Consider the following 22,227-nt stretch of genomic DNA (forward strand, 5'->3'; position numbering starts at 1 on the left):
CGGTTTTTTGCTGCCCGGACACCCGCAGCTCCGCAGGACATATGAGACGCCGGATTTAATTCTGAGACATCCACGTCTCACATGAACTAGACTCGATTCATGGCCACCGATCGCGACACCGTCCTCGAAGCCGCCGTCGGCGTGCTCTCCCGCCGCCCGACCGCCCACCTGGACGAGATCGCGCGCGCCGCCGGCATCAGCCGCGCCACCCTGCACCGGCTCTTCCCGGGGCGCGAGGCGCTGATCCGCGAGGTCGGCCTGCTCGGCCTGCGCCGGTTCGCCGCCGCGCTGGACACCGCCGGGGTCGAGGAGGGCGACGCCGAGGCCGCGCTGCGCCGCCTGGTGCACGCCTCGGTCCCGGACGCCATGCTCTGCGCCTTCCTGGCCGGCGAGAACCAGCTCTACGAGAACGACGACATCAACGACCTCTGGGAGCTCCAGATCGCCCGGCTGCACGCGCTCTTCCTGCGCGGCCAGCAGCAGGGCGTGTTCCGCATCGAGCTCAGCGCCGCCTGGCTGAGCGAGGCCTTCTTCGACCTGGTCGCCGGCGTCGGCTGGTCCATCCAGGACGGCCGGCTCGCCCCGCGCGACGCCGCCTTCTCGCTGACCGAGCTCTTCCTCGGGGGCGCGCTGCGCAGGCCGAGCGCCCCCTCCCCCGCCCCCACCACCCACAGCACCTCGGACCGCAGCACCTCTGACTGCAGACCGGACACCGATACGCCATGAGTTCCCTGACCGCCCGCCAGCGCTGGACCGGCCTCGCCGTCCTCGTCCTGGCCGTCACCGTGGTCGCGCTGGACGCGACCGTCCTCTCCCTCGCCATCCCGTCGATCAGCGAGACGCTGCGCCCCAGCGGCACCCAGCTGCTCTGGATCGGCGACTCCTACTCCTTCGTCCTGGCCGGCCTGCTGGTCAGCATGGGCGCGCTGAGCGACCGGATCGGCCGCAAGCGGCTGCTGCTGGCCGGTTCCGCCGCCTTCGGCGCGGCCTCGCTGCTGGCCGCCTACGCGCCGAGCGCGGGCTGGCTGATCCTGGCCCGCGCGCTGCTCGGCGTCGCCGGGGCGACGATCATGCCGTCCACCCTGTCGCTGATCCGCGGTCTCTTCCCGGACGACCGGGAGCGGGCCACCGCGATCGGCATCTGGGGCGCGGCCGCCACCGCCGGCGCCGCGCTCGGACCGGTGGTCGGCGGGGTGCTGCTGGAGCACTTCTGGTGGGGCTCGGTCTTCCTGCTGAACATCCCGGTGCTGCTCCTGCTGCTGGGCCTCGGCGCCTGGCTGCTGCCGGAGTCCAGGGACCCGAAGCCGGGCCGCTGGGACGTGCTGAGCGTGGTCCTGTCGATGGCCGGGGTGATCGGCGTGGTGTACGCGATCAAGGAGGCGGCCGCGCACGGTGTGGGCCGCTGGGACGTACCGGTCGCCTTCGTGCTCGGCGCCACCGCGCTGACCGTCTTCGTCCGCCGCCAGCTGCGGCTGGAGACCCCGTTGCTCGACGTCCGGCTGTTCCGCGACCGGCGGTTCACGGCGGCGGTGTCGGCCTCGCTGATCTCCCTGGTCGGCCTCTCCGGCGTGATCTTCGTGGTCTCGCAGTACCTGCAGCTGGTCCGCGGCTACCAGCCGCTGCAGGCGGGCCTGGCCGAGCTGCCGGCCTTCGCGGGCTCGGTGGTCGGCGGCCTGCTGACCGCCCGGGTGGCCCGGCGCTTCGGCGCCCGCACGGCGCTGACGGCCTGTCTGCTGGCGATGGGTCTGGGCGTCGGCGCGCTCGGCTGGCTGGAGCAGGACACCACCTACCTGCTGCTGGCCGCCTCCTTCCTGCTGGTCGGGACGGCCGAGGGCGTGGTCTACACGCTCGGCGCCGACCTGGTGCTGGGCGCCGCGCCCGCCGACAAGGCCGGGGCCGCCTCCGCGGTCTCCGAGACGGCGTACGAGCTGGGCACCGCGCTCGGCATCGCCCTGGTCGGCTCGGTGGTCGGCTCGATCTACGCGAACGGCCTGGCCGTCCCGGCCGGGACGGACCCGGCGGCCGCGGCGCGGGCCGGCGAGTCGCTGGGCTCGGCGGTCGAGACGGCGCAGGGCCTGCCGCCGGAGCTGGCGCAGCCGCTGCTGGCGAGCGCGAAGCAGGTCTTCGTCGGCGGCATGAACAGCGCCGGACTGCTCGCCGCCGCGTTGCTGGTCGGCGCGTCCGTGATGGCCTGGCGCCTGCTGCGCGGGCTCTCCGCCCCGACGGGAGCGACCGGCCCGGTCGGGTCGGCCGCCGCTGCCGCCACCGACGCCGCCGACACCGACGCCCCCGACGTCGCCGACACCGGCGCAGCCGCCGGGGCCCCGGTCGGCTCCGCGGAGCAGATCCGGGTGTGACCCCGCCGGACGTCCGGGAGGAACGGCCGTTCTCCTGACGAGAACGGCCGTTCCCATGTCACCGGACGGCCGCTACTGCGCCCCGAACGGCAGCTCCAGCTCGGCCCAGACCACCTTGCCGTCCCGGGTGAGCCGACTGCCCCAGCGCTGGGCCAGCTCGTTGACCAGGAACATCCCGCGCCCGCCCTCGTCCTGCTCGGCGAAAGGGCGCAGCTGCGGGGTCTGGCCGCCGGCGTCGGAGACCTCCAGGGTGAGCACCCGGTCGCGGAACAACCGCAGCCGGCGCGGGGCGTCGGCGTGCAGCAGGGCGTTCGTGACCAGCTCGCTGACCAGCAGTTCGGCGTAGTCGGTGAGCCCGGACAGCCCCCAGGCCTCCAGGGTGGCGCGGGTGAAGCGGCGGGCCCTGCCGGGCAGCCGGCCGCCGCCGCTGAGCGGGAGGGTGGCGATCCGGTCGGCGGGCAGCGGCAGCACCCGCGCCATGATCATCGCGATGTCGTCCTCGGTGCCGTCGGTGACCAGCGCCCCGAGGACGGCGTCGCAGCTCTCCTCCAGGGTCCGGCCGGGCCCGGAGAGCGTGCGGGCCAGCAGGTCGATCCCGATGTCCAGGTCCTGGCCGCGCCGCTCGACCAGGCCGTCGGTGTAGAGCGCGACCATGCCGCCCTCGGGGATGTCGAACTCGATCGACTCGAAGGCCACCCCGCCGACGCCCAGCGGCACCCCGGGCGGCACCTCGACCAGCTCGGCCGTGCCGTCGGGGGCGACCAGCACCGGCGGCAGGTGCCCGGCCGACGCGACCTGGACGGTGCGCTCCAGCGGGTCGTAGACCGCGCAGATGCAGGTCGCGAACTGGCCCTCGCCGATGCCGGAGGCGGTCTCGTCCAGTCGGGTGAGCACCTGCTCCGGCGGCATGTCGAGGGTGGCGAGGGTCCGGGCCACGGTGCGCAGCTGGCCCATCGTGGCGGCGGCCCGGATGCCGTGGCCCATCACGTCGCCGACCACCAGGGCGACCCGCCCGCAGGACAGCGGCACCACGTCGAACCAGTCGCCGCCGACCTCGCTGACCACGCTGCTGGGCAGGTAGCGGTAGGCGATCTCCAGGCCGAGGGTGCGGTGCACCTCCTGCGGCAGCAGGCTGCGCTGCAGGGTGAGCGCGGTCTCCCGCTCGCGCCGGTAGAGCCGGGCGTTGTCGAGGGCCAGCGCGGTCCGGGCGACCAGTTCCTCGGCGAGGGCGACGTCGGCCGCGGTGAAGGGCTCGGGGTTGCGCATCCGGATGAACTCGGAGCCGCCGAGCACCATGCCCCGGGCGGTGATCGGCACCATCAGGTACGAGTGGATGCCCGCCGCCATCCCGGGGGCCACCCGGTCGTCGCTGGAGACCAGTCCGCGCAGCACCTCCTCGTCCACGCTGGCCCGCAGCAGCGGCTTCCCGCTGCGCAGGCACTGGGTGTAGCTGCGGTCGGGGGCGTACTCGGAGGTCTCGCCGACGACGTCGACGGCGTGTGCGAGGCCGGTCTCGTAGGACTCCCCGACGGCGACGGCGCGCAGGGTGACGGTCCGGTCGGAGCGGATCGGGGTGGGTTCGGCTCCGCGTAGCACCGGCTCCAGGAGGTCGACGGTGGCGAAGTCGGCGAACCGGGGGACGACGGCCTCGATCAGTTCCTCGGCGGTGCGCTGGAGGTCGAGGGTGGTGCCGATCCGCGCGGTGGCCTCGGCGATGGTGGCGAGCCGTTCCTGGGCCCGGGCGGCGCGGGCCTCGGCCTGGAAGCGCTCGGTGACGTCGATGATCGACGAACAGACGCCGAAGACCCGGCCGGTGGAGTCCTCCAGCCGGAAGTAGGAGGCGGACCAGGCGCGGTCCCGCTTGGGGTCGCCGGGGACCCGGCCGTGCGAGCGGGCGTCCACCACGGGCTTGCCGGTCCGGAGCACCAGCCGCATGATCTGCTCGATCTCGGCGCTGTTGATGCCGGGCAGGACGGCGGATATCCGGCGGCCGAGGTGGGCGGCGACCGGGACGCCGTTCATCCGGGCGAGTGCCTCGTTGAGCCGGACGTAGCGCAGGTCGGTGTCGTAGACGGCCATGCCGATCGGGGAGCGGCCGAAGATGCCGTCCAGCACCGCGAGGTCGGCCTCGACGGCGTGCAGGGCGCGGGTGTCGGAGGCGGTGGCGAGCAGCAGCAGGGTGCCCGCCGGTCCGGCGATCGGGTAGGTGCGGAACTCCAGGTCGACCTTGTGGCCGTCGCGGTGGCGGACCGGGAAGACGCCGGACCAGCCGGTGCCGCCCATGATCCGTTCGAACAGGTCCAGCACCTCGGCGCGGTCGCTGTCGTCGGTGAGCAGCTGGGCGGCGTAGCTGCCGACGGCCTCCTCGGAGGTGTAGCCGAGCAGGGCCTCGGCGTCCTCGCTCCAGTGCAGGATCAGGCCGTCGTCCTGGAGGAGGGCCGTCGCGAGCGGGACGAGCCGGTGGCCTTCGGGACGTTCCCCCGCCGGACGTACCGAGGTGCCGCCCGGTGCCTGGCCGGCGGCGTCGGTCGCGTCCCACTCGTGTCCGTCCATGATCAGGCAGCACCCCGGTTCGGCTCGTGCCCGGCCGGGTGGGCGGCTTCGCGGTCCGTGCCGGCCGGGGTTCTTCTCCAGACTGCACGGACATCGGCCGCCCGGCGACCCCTTGGTCAGGAGTTGTCCGGCCGCTCCGGGTGTACGGGCGTCATGGGCGTACCGGGCGCAGCGTACTCTCCAGAACGCCCGCCCACTGCAGGATCACTCCGGACCGGCGCAGGCTGTCGTCGGTGAGCAGGTTGGCCAGGCCGAGTCCGCGGGCGAGGTCCAGCGTGGCCTGGACCGATTCGCGCACCCCGGGGCGGCTCTCGTCGGCGTCCAGGAACTCCACCGCGGCCCGGTGGGCCTCCCGGCCGACGTGTCCCTCCAGGGCGATGATCCGCTCGCGCAGCGCCTCCTCGGTGGCGGCGGCGGTCCACAGGTGCAGGGCGGCGCGGAACAGCGGGCCGGTGTAGAGGCGGACGATCATGTCGACCACGGCGCGGGTGCGGTCGGGGCCGGCGGCCGGCAGCTCGTCCGCGTGGGCGCGGACGGCGGCCAGCCGCTCGGCGGTGACGTGCTCGACGGCCGCGGTGAAGAGGTCCTCGCGGGTCGGGAAGTGGTGCTGGGCGGCGCCCCGGGAGACCCCGGCGCGCTCGGCGACGACGGTGACGGTGGAGCCGTTCCAGCCGAGTTCGGCCAGGCAGTCCACGGCCGCCGCGAGCAGCCGGGCCCTGGTCGCGCGGCTGCGGTCCTGCCGGGGGGTGCGGGCGGCGGCGTGGCTGGGCATGGCGGCGGGCGGCTCCTGTTCCGGTGGGGGCGCGGCGGGTCGATCCTCACAGACGGGCGCCGGTGCGCGCCGGTCGGGGTCCGGGTCGACGGCGGCGCGCCCGGTCGGTGGACGGCGGTGCACCCGTCCGACGGCCGTCGGCCCGGTCGGCGACCGGCGCGCCCGCCCGGTGGTCGCCCGTTCAGTCCACGGCCGCGCGTGCGGCCTCGCGGGCGCGCAGTTCGCGGCGGAGGATCTTGCCGGCCGCGGACTTGGGGACGGCGTCCACGAACTCCACCGCCCGGACCTTCTTGTACGGGGCGACCTGCCCGGCGACGTACCCGGTGACCTCCTCGGCGGTCAGTCCGCTGCCGGGGGCGCGGACCACGAAGGCCTTGGGACACTCGGTGCCGTCGGCGTCCGTGACGCCGATCACGGCGGCGTCGGCGATCTGCGGGTGGCCGAGCAGCACGGCCTCCAGCTCGGCGGGGGCGACCTGGTAGCCCTTGTACTTGATCAGTTCCTTGACCCGGTCGACGATGTGCAGGTAGCCGCGCTCGTCCACGTAGCCGACGTCGCCGGTGTGCAGCCAGCCCTCGGCGTCGATCACCGCGGCGGTCTCGGCGGGGCGGCCGAGGTAGCCCTTCATCACCTGGGGGCCGCGGATCAGCAGCTCGCCGCGCTCCCCCGCGCCGAGGTCCCCGTCGGAGCCGTCCAGCGCGGAGACCCGCAGTTCGGTGGAGGGGACCATCCGGCCGACCGAGCCGCGGGAGGGCTCGTCCTCCCGGGGCGAGACGACGTGGGTGACCGGGGAGAGTTCGGTCATGCCGTAGCCCTGGAGCAGGTGCGACAGGCCCAGGCGCCGGGCGCAGGCGTCGGCGAGCTCGTGGTCCAGCGGGGCGGCGGCGCACAGCAGGTAGTCGACGGAGGAGAGGTCGAACCGCTCCACGGCCGGGTGCTTGGCCAGGGCGAGGGCGATCGGCGGCGCCACCACCAGGGCCTGCACCCGGTGCTCCTCGACGGCGCGGCAGAACTGCTCCAGGTCGAAGCGGGGCAGCACGACCACGGTGGCGCCGCAGCGCAGCGGCTGGTTGAGCAGCGCCGCGAGGCCGTAGATGTGGAAGAACGGCAGGACGGCGAGCACCCGCTCGCCCTCGGCCGGGCGGTAGAGGGCGTCGCACTGGGCGAGGTTGGTGGCGATCGAGCGGTGGGTGAGCATGACGCCCTTGGGCAGGCCGGTGGTGCCGCTGGAGTACGGCAGCACGGCGAGGTCCTCGCCCGGGTCGATGGCGACCTCGGGCGCGGGGCCGGAGGTCGCCAGCAGGTCGGCGAGCGAGCGGTGGCCGTCGGCGCCGTCCAGGACGAGGATCTCGGTGAGCGGGTGGCCCTGCTCGGCGAGCAGGTCGGCGGCGGTCCGGGCGGTGGGCAGGAACGGAGAGACGGTGAGCAGCCGGCGGGCGCCGCTGTCGCGCAGCTGGCCGGCCAGTTCGGTGGGGGTGGCCAGCGAGGAGATGGTGGTCACGGTGGCGCCGGCCCGGGTCGCGCCGTAGAAGGCCATCGGGTAGGCGATCGAGTTGGGGCTGAAGAGGGCCAGCACGTCGCCCCGGCGCACCCCTGACCCGGCCAGTCCGGCGGCGACCCGCTCGACGGCGGCGGCGAGCTGCGCGTAGCTGACGCGCTCCCCGGTGAGGCCGTCGATCAGGGCCGGCCGGTCGCCGTACCGGGCCGCGGCGCCGAGGACCGCGTCGTGGATCGGCAGGTCGACCAGGGGGACGTCCGGGAACTCGCTTCGGAACACCAAGGTGTGCCTCCAGTAAGGAAGTTGACGCGGCAACAAAATGTCTGCGCGGGTGTGTTCAGGAGCATACGGACAGTCAGGGGGGAGGCTGGGCCATTGTGGGGAACCGGGGCCGGAGCTCGAGGGCACAGTTGCTCCCGGGGGGCGGCCGGCTGCCCCAACCGGCCGGCCGCCCCCGGCGCGGTGGCTCAGTACGACTTCGGCAGGCCGAGGGTGTGCTGGGCGACGTAGTTGAGCACCATCTCGCGGCTGACCGGCGCGACCCGGCCGACCCGGGTGGCCGCCAGCAGCGCGCCCAGCCCGTACTCCTGGGTCAGGCCGTTGCCGCCGAGGGTCTGCACCGCCTGGTCGACGGTCCGGGCGGCCGCCTCCCCGGCGGCGTACTTGGCCATGTTGGCGGCCTCCCCTGCGGCGAGGTCCTCGCCCGCGTCGTAGAGCAGCCCGGCCTTCTGGGTCATCAGCCGGGCCAGCTCGATCTCCACCGCGCACTGGGCCAGCGGGTGGGCCAGGCCCTGGTGGGCGCCGATCGGGGTGGACCAGACGGTGCGGGTCTTCGCGTACTCGACCGCCTTGCCGAGGGCCTGGCGGGCCAGGCCGAGCGAGAACGCGGCGGTCAGGATCCGCTCGGGGTTGAGCCCGGCGAACAGTTGGAGCAGGCCCGCGTTCTCGTCGCCGACCAGGGCGTCGGCGGGCAGCCGGACGTCGTCCAGGAAGACCTGGAACTGCTTCTCGGGGGCGACGAGTTCCATCGGGATCGCCCGGTACTCGAAGCCGGGGGTCTCGCGCGGGACGACGAACAGGCAGGGCTTGAGCGTGCCGGTGCGCGCGTCCTCGGTGCGGGCCACGAACAGCACGGCGTCGCAGTGGTCGATGCCGGAGACGAACACCTTGCGGCCGGTGAGCAGCCAGTCCGCGCCGTCGCGGCGGGCGACGGTGGAGATCCGGTGCGAGTTGGAGCCGGCGTCCGGCTCGGTGATGCCGAAGGCCATCCGGCGGCTGCCGTCGGCCAGGCCCGGCAGCCAGTGCCGCTTCTGCTCCTCGGTGCCGAAGCGGGCTATCACCGTGCCGCAGATCGCCGGGGAGACGATGAGCAGCAGCAACGGGCAGCCGGCGGTGCCGAGTTCCTCCAGGACGATGGCGAGGTCGGTGATGCCGCCGCCTCCGCCGCCGTGCTCGGCGGGCAGGTTGACACCGAGGTAGCCGGCTTTGCCGGCCTCCGCCCACAGTTCGTCGGCGGGTTCGCCGGCCCGGGCCTTGGCGAGGTAGTAGGCGGAGCCGTAGCGGCGGCCGAGGTCGCCGACGGCCTGGCGCAGGGCCCGGCGTTCGGGGGTTTCCAGGAGTTGACTGCCGATGGCGGACATGCGGTGGGTCCTTCCTCAGGCCTCTTGGGGGGACGTGACGGGGGCCGTGACGGCGGCCGTGACGGCGGCCTGGACAGGGGCCGTGACGGCGGCCTTGACGACGGCCAGCAGGGTGCCGAGTTCGACCTGCCGGCCCGGGGTGGCGCACAGTTCGACCAGGACACCGTCGGCGGGGGCGGTGACGCGGTGCTCCATCTTCATCGCCTCCAGCACGAGCAGCGGCTGCCCGGCCGTGACGGTGTCCCCGACGGCGGCGGTGGTGCGCACCACGGTGCCGGGCATCGGGGCGAGCAGGGCGCCGGGGTCGGTGCGGACGGTGGGGTCGGGGAAGCGCGGGAGGGCGGTGAGCGCGGTGCCGCCGGCGGGGGTGTCGACGTACACCCGGTCGCCGTGGCGGGCGACCAGGTAGCTGCGCCGCAGCTCTCCCTCGCGCAGCACGACCCGCTCGGCGGTGGCCTCGACCAGCTCGACGTCCGGGTGGCCCTCGGCCCGCAGGCCGGCCCGGGTGAGGCGGTAGCGGACCTCGAACTCGGCGCCGTCCTCGGCCCGGTAGCGCTTGAGCTGCGGCTGGGAGGGCAGGTTGCGCCAGCCGGAGGGGAGCGCGGTGCGCCGGGCGGCGGCGTCGGCGAGGGCGGCGGCCAGGGCGGCGCGCTCGGCGCCCTCGGTGTCCGGGGCGGTCAGCTCGGCGCCGTGCTCGGCCAGGAATCCGGTGTGCAGGCGCCCGGCCAGGAACGCCGGGTGGCGCAGCGCACGGACCAGCGACTCCCGGTTGGTGGCGGGCCCGTGGATCCGGGCCCGGGCCAGCGCGTCGGCCAGCCGGCGGGCGGCGGCCGCGCGGGTCGGCGCCCAGGCGATCACCTTGGCGAGCATCGCGTCGTAGTGCGGGGTGACCTCGCTGCCGGACTCGACGCCGGAGTCCAGTCGTACGCCGGAGTCCGGGTGCGCGGCGGAGCCCGGCCGCGGCCCCTGGCCGGTGAACTCCTGGTGCGGCACGGTGAGTTCGAGCCGGTGCAGGGTGCCGGTGGCGGGCCGCCAGTCCTCGGCCGGGTCCTCCGCGTACAGCCGGGCCTCGATCGCGTGGCCGCGGGTGACGGGGGGCTCCGGCGGCAGCTCCGCCCCTTCGGCGACGGCGAGCTGGAGGGCCACCAGGTCCAGCCCGGTGACCGCCTCGGTGACCGGGTGCTCGACCTGCAGCCGAGTGTTCATCTCCAGGAACCAGAACCGGCCGTCCTCGGCGAGCAGGAACTCGGCGGTCCCGGCGCCGACGTAGCCGATCGCCCGGGCGGCGTCCACCGCGGCCGCGTGCAGGTCGGCCCGGACGTCCGCCGGCAGGCCGGGGGCGGGGGCCTCCTCGATCACCTTCTGGTGCCGCCGCTGCAACGAGCAGTCGCGGTCGCCGACCGCCCGGACCGTGCCGTGCGCGTCGGCCAGCAGCTGGACCTCGACGTGCCGCCCGGCGGGCAGGTAGCGCTCGCAGAACACCTCGTCCGAGCCGAAGGCCTTGGCCGCCTCCGCCCGGGCGGCCGCCAGCTCGCCGGGCAGGTCCGCGAGGCTGCGCACCACCCGCATGCCCCGGCCGCCACCGCCGGCCGCGGCCTTGACCAGGACCGGCAGATCGGCCTCGGTCGGTTCGGCGAGCGCGCCCAGGACGGGCACCCCGGCCTCGGCCATCAGCCGTTTGGCGGCCGTCTTGGAGCCCATCGCGGCGATCGCGGCCGGCGGCGGGCCGACCCAGACCAGGCCCGCGTCCAGCACGGCTCGGGCGAACCCGGCGTTCTCGGACAGGAATCCGTAGCCGGGGTGGACGGCGTCGGCCCCGGCCGCGAGCGCCGCGCGGACGATCAGGTCGGCCCGCAGGTAGGTGTCGGCGGGCGCGGCGCCGGGCAGCCGGACGGCCGTGTCGGCCTCGCGCACGTGCGGGGCGTCGGCGTCCGGGTCGGAGTGGACGGCGATGGTCGCGATGCCGAGCTCCCGGCAGGTGCGGAAGACCCGGCGGGCGATCTCGCCCCGGTTGGCGACCAGCAGGTTGCCGATCGATGTCCTGGAAGTCATTCGTGGCTCCGTCACAGGGGCTGGCTCACATTCGGAAGACGCCGTAGCCGCGCGCGCCCTCGACCGGCGCGTTGTGGATCGCGGACAGGCACAGGCCGAGCACCGTCCGGGTGTCGCGCGGGTCGATCACGCCGTCGTCGTAGAGGCGGCCGGACAGGAACACCGGCAGCGACTCGGCCTCGATCTGCTGCTCGACCATCGCCCGGATCGCCGCGTCCGCGTCCTCGTCGTACGGTCGGCCCTTCGCCGCCGCCGACTGCCGGGCGACGATCGAGAGCACCCCGGCGAGCTGTTGCGGGCCCATCACCGCGGACTTGGCGCTCGGCCAGGAGAACAGGAAGCGCGGCTCGTACGCCCGGCCGCACATGCCGTAGTGGCCGGCGCCGTAGGAGGCGCCCAGCAGGACGGACAGGTGCGGGACGGTGGAGTTGGCGACGGCGTTGATCATCATCGCGCCGTGCTTGATGATGCCGCCCTGCTCGTAGTCCTTGCCGACCATGTAGCCGGTGGTGTTGTGCAGGAACAGCAACGGGGTGTTCCGCTGGTTCGCCAACTGGATGAACTGGGCGGCCTTCTGGGACTCGGCGCTGAACAGCACGCCCTGGGTGTTGGCCAGGATGCCGACCGGGTAGCCGTGCAGCCGGGCCCAGCCGGTGGCCAGGCTGGTGCCGTAGAGCGGTTTGAACTCGTCGAAGTCGGAGCCGTCGACCAGCCGGGCGATCACCTCGCGCGGGTCGAAGGGCACCTTGAGGTCGCCGGGGACGATGCCCAGCAGTTCCTCCTCGTCGAACCTCGGCGGCTCGGCGCGCGGGTCGGGGTCCGGGCCGGGCTTGCGGTGGTCGAGCCGGGCGACGATCCGGCGGGCCAGCCGCAGCGCGTCCGCCTCGTCGGCGGCGACGTGGTCGGCCAGGCCGGAGGTGCGGGCGTGCATCTCGGCGCCGCCCAGCGACTCGTCGTCGGCCTCCTCACCGGTGGCCATCCTGACCAGCGGCGGGCCGCCGAGGAACACCTTGGCCCGCTCCTTGACCAGCACGGTGTGGTCGGACATGCCGGGGACGTAGGCGCCGCCGGCCGTGGAGTTGCCGAACACCACGGCCACGGTGGGGATCCCGGCGGCGGACAGCCGGGTGAGGTCGCGGAACAGGGCGCCGCCGGGGATGAAGATCTCCTTCTGGCTGGGCAGGTCCGCGCCGCCGGACTCGACCAGGTTCACCAGCGGGAGGCGGTTGTGCAGCGCGATCTCGTTGGCGCGCAGGGCCTTGCGCAGCGTCCAGGGGTTGCTGGCGCCGCCGCGCACGGTGGGGTCGTTGGCGGTGATCACGCACTCGACGCCCTCGATCACGCCGATGCCGGTGACCAGCGCGGCACCGACCGGGTAGTCGCTGCCCCAGGCGGCCAGCGGGGACAGCTCCAGGAACGGCGAGTCCGGGTCGATCAGCAGCTCGATCCGCTCGCGGGCCGGCAGCTTGCCGCGCTCGCGGTGGCGCTCCAGGTACCGGGGGCCGCCGCCGGCCAGTGCCTTGGCGTGCTCGGCGTCCAGGTCGGCGAGCTTGGCCAGCATCGCCGCGCGGTGCTCGGCGTACTCGGGCCCGGCCGGGTCGACGCGGGTGGGCAGGACGGTCACAGCGGCGTCTCCGGGCTGTCGGGGAGCGGATCCGGGGTCGGGGGCACGGTCGGGGGCACGGTCAGGGGTGTGGTCAGGGGTGTGGTCAGGAGCGCGATCGGCACGTCGAGCCGGCGGGAGCGCAGCCACTCGCCGAGGGCCTTGGCCTGCGGGTCGAAGCGGTGCCGGGCGGCGACACCCTCGCCGAGCAGGCCGGTGAGGACGAAGTTGACCGCGCGCAGGTTCGGCAGGAGGTGCCGGGTGACGGTCAACTCCGCAGTTTCCGGCAGGAGTTCGCGCAGCCGCTCGACCGTGAGGGTGTGCGCGAGCCAGCGCCAGCCGTCCTCGGTGCGGGCCCAGACGCCGAGGTTGGCGTCGCCGCCCTTGTCGCCGCTGCGGGCACCGGCCACCAGCCCGAGCGGAGCCCGGCGGGTCGGCCCGGGCGGCAGCGGCGCCGGCAACCGCTGCTCGACGTCACCGACCCCGCCGGTGAGCGGCGCGGGCGGGACGGCGATCCGACGACCGTCCGCCAGCACGGCGGTGTGCTCGACCACCTTGGCGTCGACGTACGCGGCGGTGAACACCCCGTACGGCGCACCCGGCCCGGGTGGGGCGGTGAGGTGGAAACCGGGATAGCCGGCCAAACCCGACTCGACCGCGGCCTTGCCGAGTTCACGCCCGACCTTGGCCGGGTCCGGGTCGCGGGCGGTCAGCCGCAGCAGCGCGGAGGCGGCCTCCTCGGTCGGGGCGTCCGGGTGGTCGGTCCGGGCGAGCGTCCAGCGCAGCTCGGCGGGGCGGGCCGCGGGCGGCAGCGCCTCGGCGAACTGCCTGCGCACCAGCTCGGCCTTGGCCTCGATGTCCAGGCCGGTGAGGACGAACACCACCTCGTTGTGGTGGCCGCCGAGCGCGTTGAGGCCCACCTTCAGCGTGGCCGGCGGGGCCTCGCCCCGGACCCCGTCGATCCGGACCCGGTCCGGGCCCTCCTCCCGGAGCCGGACGGTGTCCAGCCGGGCGGTCACGTCCGGGCCGAGGTAGTGCGATCCGCCGGTCTCGTACAGGAGTTGGGCGGTGACGGTACCGACGGTGACGGCACCGCCGGTACCCGGGTGCTTGGTGACCACGCTGGAGCCGTCGGCGTGCAGTTCGGCGATCGGGAAGCCGGGGCGGGTCACGTCGTGCTCGCGGAAGAACGCGTAGTTGCCGCCGGTCGCCTGGGCGCCGCACTCCAGCACGTGCCCGGCGACCACCGCCCCGGCCAGCGCGTCCAGCTCCGTCGGCGCCCACCCGAAGTGCGCGATCCCCGGCCCGACGACCAGCGCCGCGTCCGTCACCCGCCCGGTGACCACCACCTCGGCACCCTCCCGCAGACAGGCCGCGATGCCGAACCCGCCGAGATACGCGTTGGCCGCCAACAGCCCGTCCGGTAGGCCGAGTTCGGCCCGCCGCGGCAGCAGGTCGTCCCCCTCGACGTGCGCCACCGCCGCCTCGACACCCACCCTCCGCGCCAGCCCGCGCAGTTCCTCGGCCAACCGCGCCGGGTTGAGGCCACCCGCGTTCACCACGATCTTGACCCCGCGCTCGCGGGCCAGCCCGAGACACTCCTCCATCTGCCCCAGGAAGGTCCGGGCGTACCCGCGCGACGGGTCCTTGATCCGGTCCCGCGCCAGGATGAGCATGGTCAGCTCGGCCAGGTAGTCCCCGGTGAGCACGTCCAGCGGCCCCCCGGTCAGCATCTCCCGCACCGCGGCGAACCGGTCCCCGTAGAACCCCGAGGCATTGCCGATCCGCAGTACCGCACGCTCGCGCACCAATGCGCCTCCCCTGACGGTGAGTTGACGGCGCCCCCACACGAGCGCCGTCGGGCAGCAGCGTGGCACCGCCCGCAGAAAAAAGCAATCATGCCTGCTTGTTTTTCTCCCAGTCGGAGCCCCGAGCAGAGCCCCCGGCTGTTGTGACCGGACCCGCTAGTTGACGATGGGACACGGTAGCTGGCGACGCCTCTGCGCCGACTACACGGAGTGATTGGGCCGCAGCGCGATAGGTGTCACGAAGGCAGGCTTGTTGTCAGAGGGCGGAATGTGAGCTGACGTCCGTTTGGTCGTTGCGGAGGGACCGGTTGCGGCGGGTAGCTATGGTCGTGGCAGGGTGAACAGCCCCGGCTCGGGCTCGGTCAGGATGCCGCGGCCGGTCAGGCGCTTGAGCTTCAGCCGGACGTTGTTGATGTTGGTCGGGGCCAGTTCCAGGTCCATCGCCTCGCACACTCCCCGCGCGCGTAGCGGACCGTCTGTCTCTGCGAACACCGCCATGATCTCCTGGTAGGCCGCCCCGCCCGGAAACCCCGGGGCGGTCGCCGGTGGGGTGGGTGGGGCCGGATCGGGCAGCTCCAGCAGAGTCTTGCGGGTGATCCGTACCTCCTCGGCGGCCTGGCCGAGCTCGTCCAGCATCGCGGTGAGCCGCGTGATCTGCTCGCGGGTCTGCTCGGCCTGCGCGGCGATCTCCCGTTCCCGCTCATCCAGTCGTACCAGCACCGCGCCCAGGGTCAGTTCCCCGCCGGTCATGCGCCACGCCAGGAAGGGGTTGCGCTGCCCGTCAGCCGACGGGTCATCACGTCGCTTATCGCCCAGTACACCCGGGACTCCGCCGAGGCGGGGCGGTGCTCGTAGTCGCGTACCAGTCGCCGGTGCAGCATCAAGATCCCGTTCGTCTGCTCCACCCGCCACCGGATCGGCTGCGGGACGAACCCGGCCTCGGCCGGGTTGCGCTCGACGATCTCGACCTCGATGCCCACCTGCCTGCCGTGGTCCACGACGGCCTTCTTGAACCCCTGGTCCACCAGGGCCTTCGTCACGGTGCCGGCAGTGCCGACGGCGACCTTGTCGAGCAGAGCTATGCCGAAGGCGTTGTCGTGGACCGATGCCGCCAGTACGACAACGGCGATCACCAAGCCCAGCACATCCACGGCAAGTCCCCGCTTGCGGCCCGGCACCTTCTTCGCCGCGTCCCGTCCCGTCGTCTCGGCCGGCACCCCGGCCGCGGCGTGCAGGCTCTGGGTGTCGAGCACCACCAGGCCGGGGTCGGCTAATCGGCCCCTCCCCTCGCGGACCTGCCAGCGCAGTAGATCGTGAATGACCTGGTCAGTGCCGTCGTCGCGCCAGGTGTAGAAGTAGTACTTCACCGCCCCCGCAGGCGGCAGGTCGTGCGGAAGGTATTCCCACTGGCAGCCGGTCCGGGACCGGTAGAGCAGCGCGTTGACGATCTCCCGCGTCTCGTAGCGGCCCTCATGTCCGCTGACGGAGGGATGCTGGGCTTTCCACGCGGTGATCACCGGCTCGACCAGCGCCCAGCGTTCGTCGGACAAGTCGCTCTTGTAGGGCTTGCGGTCACTCACGCAGCCACCTCAGCACGGCACCGCCCTGGCGACCTGCCGTAGACGGCAAGGCCACACGTTCAGGCGACGACAGAACGGACATCACCTCTCATTCCGCCCTCTCACAGAGCACCTCGGCGGTCATCTTCGATCGCTACCTGCAAGTCGTCGAGGCGCCTTCTCGGTCTACGACGTGACCACCCCGCTACGCACGCCGGGGTAGTCCCCCGCTGGAGGGATCTCTTGGCGCGCGCCACCGCGACCTGTGGCCCGGATGCACCCATCATCATCACGTCCGTTGACCGAGTGAGATGATGATCGATGTCCGGCTGGCGGGTGACCGCCGGGCCAAGGAGGGCAAGTGGCTGAAGATGGAACCCGCGCGCTAGTAGACGTCGGCCTGGCTGTGGCTGATCTGCTGCGCCGCAGCATGCCACCCCATTATCACCGCAAGGTGATCCTCCCGTTCGCCCTGCTGCACCGGATGGACTGCCTGCGGCGGCATAAGGCCGCCTTGCCTCTGAAAGCGACGGCCTCAGAGGGGGATACCGGCCCTGCGGCCGACGCCTCAGACACAGCGACGGCAGATGTGGACGGGACCGGCAGTGCACCGGCCACCTCGGGCAGCCTCGGCGGACTGCTTGAGACGGTTAACGAGACAGCATCAGATGCCGAGCTCCTCCTCGCAGAAGCGCTAGAGCGCTTTGTACAGGGCTTCTCTGCTGAGGTTGTAGATGTGCTGCGCTCGTTCGAGTTCGCGCCCACGGTGCGGCGGTTGGCTAGCGAGGGTGTGCTGCGTCAGGTGGTGTCCCGGTTCGTCGAGCTCGATCTGAGGCCTGATGTCGTATCCGACCAGGAGATGGGGCGGGAGTACGAGGAACTGGTCCAGCGTCTTGTCGTCGCGGAGCCGGAGCTATTTGGTGAGCACTCGAGCCCTCAGGACGTGACCGCGCTGGTCGCCAGACTGCTGGTGGGGCCGGATGCGGCGAGGCTCGACCAGCAGGGTCCGGCGATCGCCGTCCACGACCCGTGCTGCGGCACTGGAGGCATGCTCACCGCCGTCGAGGACTCTTTGCGCGGTATAGGAAGTCCCATAGGAATGGCGGTCTTCGGCCAGGAGATCAACCCGGAGAGTCGTGCAATGGCTTGCTCCGCACGCATGATGAGAGGTGCGGATCCGTCAGGCATCCTGTCCGGCGACGTTCTCACGGACGACCGGTACCGAGGCCAGAAGTTCGACTACTTGCTGTCGAACCCGCCGTGGGGCGTCGAATGGCGGCGGGCACAGGACGCGGTGAGGCGCGAGGCGGAGGAGCGGGATGCCGATGGGCGCTTCGGCGCCGGGCTGCCTCGTGTTGCTGATGGTTCCTGGCTGTTTGTGCAGCACATGGTCGCCCACATGCGGCCGCCGGCCGAGGGCGGTGCGCGGGTGGCTCTTCTGTTTCCCGCCCTGTCGCTGAACCGGGGTGGTGTCGGATCGGATGAGTCGAAGCTCCGGCAGTGGCTGTTGAAGAACGATCTACTTGAGGGCGTGGTTGCTCTGCCCACGCATATGTTCGCCAACACCAGTCTCCCCGCGAGTCTCTGGCTGCTCTCCAACCGCAAGCCACCCCTACTGCGAGGCAAGGTCATCGCGTTGGACGGGCGGGGGGACTTCGCGACGCTGCGCGGGCCCCTGGGGCGCAAGCGGCACTATCTGACCGACCAGCACATCGCTCGCCTCGCAGAGCGATACGAAGCCGCATACGGCATCGCGCACGAGAGCCTAGAACCCGACGGCGAGGACAGGGCATTGCTGCTCGATGTCGACTCCTTCGGTTTCCAGGAGGTCACGGTCGACCAGCCCCTGCGACAGCACTTCACCGTGCACCCCGCCACGGTCACCGATGCCGAGACTTGGAAGACGCCGCCGCAATTCGCCGGGATGGACGCCGTGGTGGATGCTCTGGGCGCGTTGAGCGGTAAGACTTCGACCACATGGGCTGCCTTCGAGGGTGCGTTCTCAAAGGCGCTCAAGCATGCCGGTCTGCGGACCGAACTTCCGCCTTCGTTGAGGCGCCGAGTACGTCTCGCCGTGGCCAAATCAGCTCCGGACGGGGAGCTTCAGAAGGATGCGCGGGGGCGCCCGCTGCCGGATCCCGAACTGCGTCACAAGGTGCGAGTGCCCCTGGGCCAGGACGTAAGCGAGTTCATCGAGCGGGAGATAGCGCCCGAGTACCCGAACGTGTTGCGTGACCAGGTCGCCATCGAGGTCGGCTACGCCCTACCCCAGGCACCGTTCCGGGCGGGCGGACCTGGTACGGGCTTCGGACCACTTTCCACGGTGGCACGACGCATAGCGAATGCTTCACCCGGCAGAAGGAACATTGAAGGCTTGCCCCTGCTGAGCGGCAGAGAACTCCAGACGATCATTACGGCGTCGGATCTAACGGAGACTCCCCGGCCGGGGCAGGCCGTGGCCGCCTGCACGGGCGGTGACGTGGTCGGCCTCGCGGGGAACTGGCGCCTACTGCCTCCGGAGTTCGGCGACGCCGTGACCGCTCTGACCGTGCTACGCCCGATCGGCGACGGAGGGCGTGCTCTGTGCGAGTGGATGCGGACCCGGGCCAGCGAAGAGGACGGCCCCTACCCGCGAGTGGCCATGGACTCGCCAGTGCCCGTCGAGCTGATCAAGGACCCTGAGTTCAACGCACATCTAGATGATCTCGACCATGGCAAGGCAGCCCTAGCCAGTACAACCTCTAGGATCCTGCCGAACGTGTTCCATGGCCTGCAGGCTGGCCTCGACGAGATGCGCCGAGCGGCCAAGGCGTCCGCGTACGAGGCGCGCATCATCGAGGAACTCGTCCAGCCGCTCGGAGACCCGGTCCGACGGGCCGAGTGGACGTATCCGTACCACGTGGCTGCACTGGCCCGGCAGTACCGTGTCGCCACGACGATGGCCCATCGCAAGGACGCTCTCCTGAAACTCGCGGAGGGCGTGGCTCGCTGTGTCGGGGTGCTTGCCGTCGCAGTCCAGATCCACCGGGATCAAGGCTTCATCGACACCCTCCGCAAGAACAAGTCTCTCTCGCTGGGTGGTGCCACCTTCGGAACGTGGGAGAAACAGATCGAAACATTGGTCAAGGCCGGCCCCATCCCCGAACTTCCGGAACTGGAAGGGGCTCTGGATCCCGGCGGTGTGCTCGGCACGCTGCGTGAACTCCGCGGAATGAGGAACGACTCAAGTCACGCGAGCAGAGTGCAGCCGGAGCACAAGCTGGAGCGGGACGTCGAAGCTCTGCAGCCACTGGTCGTGGCGGCCCTGGAATCGGTGGGTTGGCTGTCCGCGCTGCGTTGGGAGCTGGTCGACACTTGTGCGTACACCGGCAACGGTGGGTTCACCCTGATCGGACGGCGTCTCCAGGGAAGCCATCCTGACTGGGAACCCTTCGAGCGGTCGTTCCCCTCCACACTTGACCCGGACCGCATCTACGTGGAAGTCCCCTCGTCCCCGATGCCGTTGCCCTTGTGGCCCGTCGCTCGGGTCGAGGTTTGCGAGGACTGCGATGCGCGGGAGCTGTTCCTGTTCCACAAGTTCGACAAGTCGAGCGGGGACATCACACTGCGCTGCGGCAGGGACCACAAGTTCCCCCGGGACGACGCCTGAAGGTTGTCCTACTGGAGCACCGGCACGTCGTGCTGCTGCGCCCAGGCGACGATGTCGGCGCGGTGCTGGCGGGACCACCCCGCCTCCCGGATCTCGCCCTGCCGGGTGAGGGGTGGTGCTTCTGCCAGGCCGAAGGCCTGCACGAGCTCGTCGGCAAGCAGCGAAGCGGTCTGCACGAGGCCTTGGCCTCCGTCCGCGAGGTCGTTGAGGAACCCGGCCGCTTCCGCGTGAGCATAGGCGCAGGCCTGTGAACTCAGCCGCCGCCGGAATCCCGTCATGTCGGTCCGCTCGATCTGAATCGAGGGAAACGGCGTCATCGGCGGCTGCTTCGGCCCGCGCGGGTGGGTGTGCGGTGCCTCGATGAGCGCGGCCCTGATGATCGCCGTGTCGAGAGCGGCGGTCCGGTCGCGGGCATGGGCGCCTATCAGGTGCAGGGCGGAGAGGAGCGACAGCACCAGGTCACTCGGGTCGACGCCGTGGTACTGCTCGCCGTTTTCGATGTCGGGGTCCTCTCGCAGCCGAACCAGGAAGGCACCTGAGCCATCCTTGTGCAGTTCGCACCGCACGCTCCCAGTGGGGTAGCCACCTTCCGCGGTGATGCGGCGCGCTCCGATCCGCACGTCAGCGAACGTGCTTCCCGGCATCGTGATAAGGGTGGGCCAGGTCTTCAGTTCTGTGCGGTAGCGCTCGAACGAGGCTTGGTCGATAGGCATATCGCCGGCGCCCTCCGGGGCGAGGACGACCAGGAGGTGTGGGCGGTTGCTCGGCGGGAGCGCTGCGAGAGCCTCACGCTCGATGCCGTCGAGACGGTGCTCCTGCTCGGCTGCTGTGGCGATCCGACGGTAGTAGGCCGTGGCAATGGCGGTCTCGGTTAGCCACTCGGTCCTGCTGCCCGAGCGGCGAGGGAAGCGCAGGGCTTCCTCAGCAGCCTTGATCGGTGCGCCGAGGATCGCGTGCGGGGTATGCGGACTGCGAGGCACCGCGATGAGTAGGAACCCGCGGCCCTGCTTCTCGGGATTGTGCACCGCGCGCATCTCGAGGCGGACCGCTGGAGCGATGCGTCTCGCGGCAACTTGGCGCAGGTGCCGCTGGTGGGCGTCGGAGACATCCGAGTCGAAGACCTGCGACGGGATGCCCTTTGCGTCGGCCAGGCCGACCACGATGAGTCCGCCGAGGTGGTTGGCAAAGCTGACCACATCCTTGGCAAATTCCTCCTTGCCCTCCTCGTCCTTGGCCGTCAGCTCCCGCTTGTAGTCGAGATCCTCGTACTCCGCCGCGTCAGGATTGTCCACGACATCGGCGATGTCCTGGTAGGTGATGTAGTCGAGCCGGCCTCCGAAGAGTGCCTCAAGGCGTCGAGAGCGGAAGTCCATCTACCAGAAGTTAGCTCATCTCTCGCTGCGCCGGACGTCATCTGGGCGTACAGGCTGGCCGACGGGCCCTGGTCCGTCCCAGACGCCAAAGGTGCCCTGGAGAACAGAGCGCGCATGGCCGTATGCCAGCGTCTGCTCAGCGACCATCTCGGCGAGACCGTAGGGTGCCATGCGCAACCCTCGATGAACGCGAGCTGACTATGGTGGAGGTCACCGAAGCCGACCTCCAGCGTCATCGGGTGTGGCTGTGCGCAACTGACGGAACAGACAAATCTCACGACTGGTCGCAAGACACGTGATCACTCAGCGCCACCAAGCGTAGCCCGCTGGCCGGAAAACGTCAGCCCGCCTGGTCTTGTTGGTCCCCACCGCCCTGCCCTGACTCGGTGGCTGACCCGATACGTTGGCTGGAACCGCGCCACGCAGGTTGGCTGACGTCGTCATTCGCCCTGGCGAGGAGCCTGTGGGTATCTGCGTGTCCGGCCACCCCGCCGCCAGCTGGCGTATCGGTCCCGAACCGGTGACGCTGGATGTGTGTGGATCGCTTACGTCGATGAGTCTGGGAACAGCGGATACAAGGCGTCGGCCACCTTCTCTCTGGGCTGCGTTCTCGTTCCGTCCGCAGGCTGGCCAGAAGCCTTCGATGGAGTTATCGGATTTCGCAGATTTCTTCGGCGATCCTTCGGTATTCCTGTCAGGGATGAAGTAAAAGCAAATTACCTAATCCGAGGCAGCGGCACACTCTCTGGCCTGGGTCTCGGCGAAGGGATTCGGCACGATATCTACCGCCAGCATCTTCGCCTGCTAGAAAAGATTGGGCTCAGCGCCTTCGCCATCGTGATCCAAAAGGGACTCATTCAAGACCAGTCGCGAGATCCACGAGACATCGCCTGGGAGTACCTCTTTCAACGCATCGAGCGCCTGACCACCAAGAGCGGCTCCCCGATCTTGCTTGTACACGACGAGGGCGAGGCTGCACTAATACGCACCCTCGCCCGTAAAGCCCGGCGAGCGAATGTCGCTGGAAGCCGGTTTGGAACAGGCTATCTTCGGCGCCCCGCACGTTGGCTTGTCGACGACCCAGTGCCACGGGATTCTCGACAGTCCTACTTCATCCAGCTCGCGGACCTGTGCGCCTACGCAGCATATCGCAGACATTATCCGCCTCCCCCACAACGCTCGACGGTCTGCCCTCGGGGAATGTGGGACGAACTGGGGCTCGCGCGATTTGCACCCGCGAATCAGCTGGCCGGAGGAGTTCCCGGAATTGTTCTCTGGCCAACATAAAACCCCCGGTAAGCCATTACCGGGGGTGAGCGCAGACCTACCCGTCCGCAGATGGACGGTTCAGACTGCCTCCCCA

At 71.5% G+C, this 22,227-nt stretch carries 14 protein-coding genes; 4 read left to right on the forward strand and 10 right to left on the reverse strand.

What is annotated here, in order from left to right:
* Positions 1–99 precede the first annotated feature (99 nt).
* Both AB0Q99_RS00605 and AB0Q99_RS00610 read left to right on the forward strand, forming a co-directional pair.
* Complete coding sequence (locus AB0Q99_RS00605; protein ID WP_363566985.1) at positions 100–726, forward strand: TetR/AcrR family transcriptional regulator; 627 nt, start codon at positions 100–102, stop codon at positions 724–726.
* Positions 723–2,357, forward strand: a complete 1,635-nt coding sequence (locus AB0Q99_RS00610) for an MFS transporter (protein ID WP_363566987.1) — start codon at positions 723–725, stop codon at positions 2,355–2,357. The genes AB0Q99_RS00605 and AB0Q99_RS00610 overlap by 4 nt, the downstream gene beginning before the upstream one ends.
* Before the next feature lie 72 nt (positions 2,358–2,429).
* Here the strand turns inward: AB0Q99_RS00610 and AB0Q99_RS00615 are convergent, their stop codons facing one another.
* The 9 genes from AB0Q99_RS00615 to AB0Q99_RS00655 all read right to left on the reverse strand — a co-directional run bounded on the left by AB0Q99_RS00615 (position 2,430) and on the right by AB0Q99_RS00655 (position 15,863).
* Positions 2,430–4,910 (reverse strand): SpoIIE family protein phosphatase, encoded by a 2,481-nt coding sequence (locus tag AB0Q99_RS00615; protein ID WP_363566989.1) that lies wholly within the window; start codon positions 4,908–4,910, stop codon positions 2,430–2,432.
* A gap of 151 nt (positions 4,911–5,061) precedes the next feature.
* Positions 5,062–5,682 carry a TetR/AcrR family transcriptional regulator gene (locus AB0Q99_RS00620; protein ID WP_363566991.1) on the reverse strand — a complete coding sequence of 207 codons (621 nt, stop codon included), beginning with the start codon at positions 5,680–5,682 and terminating at the stop codon, positions 5,062–5,064.
* A gap of 181 nt (positions 5,683–5,863) precedes the next feature.
* Positions 5,864–7,462 (reverse strand): 4-coumarate--CoA ligase family protein, encoded by a 1,599-nt coding sequence (locus AB0Q99_RS00625; protein WP_363566993.1) that lies wholly within the window; start codon positions 7,460–7,462, stop codon positions 5,864–5,866.
* A 185-nt stretch (positions 7,463–7,647) separates the two neighbouring features.
* The gene (locus AB0Q99_RS00630; RefSeq protein WP_363566995.1) at positions 7,648–8,820 is read right to left on the reverse strand and encodes an acyl-CoA dehydrogenase; all 1,173 of its coding nucleotides are present in this window, start codon (positions 8,818–8,820) and stop codon (positions 7,648–7,650) included.
* Positions 8,821–8,835: 15 nt separating this feature from the next.
* A complete protein-coding gene (locus tag AB0Q99_RS00635; protein ID WP_363566997.1) occupies positions 8,836–10,872 on the reverse strand; it encodes a biotin carboxylase N-terminal domain-containing protein in 2,037 nt (678 codons plus the stop codon).
* 25 nt (positions 10,873–10,897) lie between these two features.
* Positions 10,898–12,496, reverse strand: coding sequence for a carboxyl transferase domain-containing protein (locus AB0Q99_RS00640; protein ID WP_363566999.1), 1,599 nt, complete (start codon positions 12,494–12,496; stop codon positions 10,898–10,900).
* A complete protein-coding gene (locus tag AB0Q99_RS00645) occupies positions 12,493–14,283 on the reverse strand; it encodes an acyclic terpene utilization AtuA family protein (protein WP_363567001.1) in 1,791 nt (596 codons plus the stop codon). The genes AB0Q99_RS00640 and AB0Q99_RS00645 overlap by 4 nt, the downstream gene beginning before the upstream one ends.
* Positions 14,284–14,604: 321 nt before the next feature.
* Positions 14,605–15,033 (reverse strand): hypothetical protein, encoded by a 429-nt coding sequence (locus tag AB0Q99_RS00650; RefSeq protein WP_363567002.1) that lies wholly within the window; start codon positions 15,031–15,033, stop codon positions 14,605–14,607.
* Positions 15,030–15,863, reverse strand: a complete 834-nt coding sequence (locus tag AB0Q99_RS00655) for an IS5 family transposase (RefSeq protein ID WP_363567004.1) — start codon at positions 15,861–15,863, stop codon at positions 15,030–15,032. The genes AB0Q99_RS00650 and AB0Q99_RS00655 overlap by 4 nt, the downstream gene beginning before the upstream one ends.
* 433 nt (positions 15,864–16,296) lie before the next feature.
* Here AB0Q99_RS00655 and AB0Q99_RS00660 point away from each other — a divergent pair, with 433 nt between their 5' ends.
* On the forward strand, positions 16,297–19,491 hold the full coding sequence (locus tag AB0Q99_RS00660; protein ID WP_363567006.1) for an N-6 DNA methylase: 3,195 nt from the start codon (positions 16,297–16,299) through the stop codon (positions 19,489–19,491).
* Positions 19,492–19,499: 8 nt separating this feature from the next.
* Here AB0Q99_RS00660 and AB0Q99_RS00665 read toward each other — a convergent pair whose 3' ends face one another.
* Positions 19,500–20,864 (reverse strand): ATP-binding protein, encoded by a 1,365-nt coding sequence (locus AB0Q99_RS00665; protein WP_363567008.1) that lies wholly within the window; start codon positions 20,862–20,864, stop codon positions 19,500–19,502.
* A gap of 534 nt (positions 20,865–21,398) precedes the next feature.
* On the opposite strand from AB0Q99_RS00665, the gene AB0Q99_RS00670 reads away from it, so the two are divergent.
* Positions 21,399–22,151, forward strand: coding sequence for a DUF3800 domain-containing protein (locus tag AB0Q99_RS00670; protein WP_363567010.1), 753 nt, complete (start codon positions 21,399–21,401; stop codon positions 22,149–22,151).
* Positions 22,152–22,227 lie beyond the last annotated feature (76 nt).

The organism is Kitasatospora sp. NPDC086791, assembly GCF_040685975.1.
Lineage (GTDB): Bacteria > Actinomycetota > Actinomycetes > Streptomycetales > Streptomycetaceae > Kitasatospora.

What these genes read in the sequence shown, in the direction of transcription:
- AB0Q99_RS00605 (WP_363566985.1), top strand. Translation starts at nt 100, where the DNA reads ATGGCCACCGATCGCGACACCGTCCTCGAAGCCGCCGTCGGCGTGCTC.
- AB0Q99_RS00610 (WP_363566987.1), top strand. Translation starts at nt 723, where the DNA reads ATGAGTTCCCTGACCGCCCGCCAGCGCTGGACCGGCCTCGCCGTCCTC.
- AB0Q99_RS00615 (WP_363566989.1), bottom strand. Translation starts at nt 4,910, where the DNA reads ATGGACGGACACGAGTGGGACGCGACCGACGCCGCCGGCCAGGCACCG.
- AB0Q99_RS00620 (WP_363566991.1), bottom strand. Translation starts at nt 5,682, where the DNA reads ATGCCCAGCCACGCCGCCGCCCGCACCCCCCGGCAGGACCGCAGCCGC.
- AB0Q99_RS00630 (WP_363566995.1), bottom strand. Translation starts at nt 8,820, where the DNA reads ATGTCCGCCATCGGCAGTCAACTCCTGGAAACCCCCGAACGCCGGGCC.
- AB0Q99_RS00635 (WP_363566997.1), bottom strand. Translation starts at nt 10,872, where the DNA reads ATGACTTCCAGGACATCGATCGGCAACCTGCTGGTCGCCAACCGGGGC.
- AB0Q99_RS00650 (WP_363567002.1), bottom strand. Translation starts at nt 15,033, where the DNA reads ATGACCGGCGGGGAACTGACCCTGGGCGCGGTGCTGGTACGACTGGAT.
- AB0Q99_RS00665 (WP_363567008.1), bottom strand. Translation starts at nt 20,864, where the DNA reads ATGGACTTCCGCTCTCGACGCCTTGAGGCACTCTTCGGAGGCCGGCTC.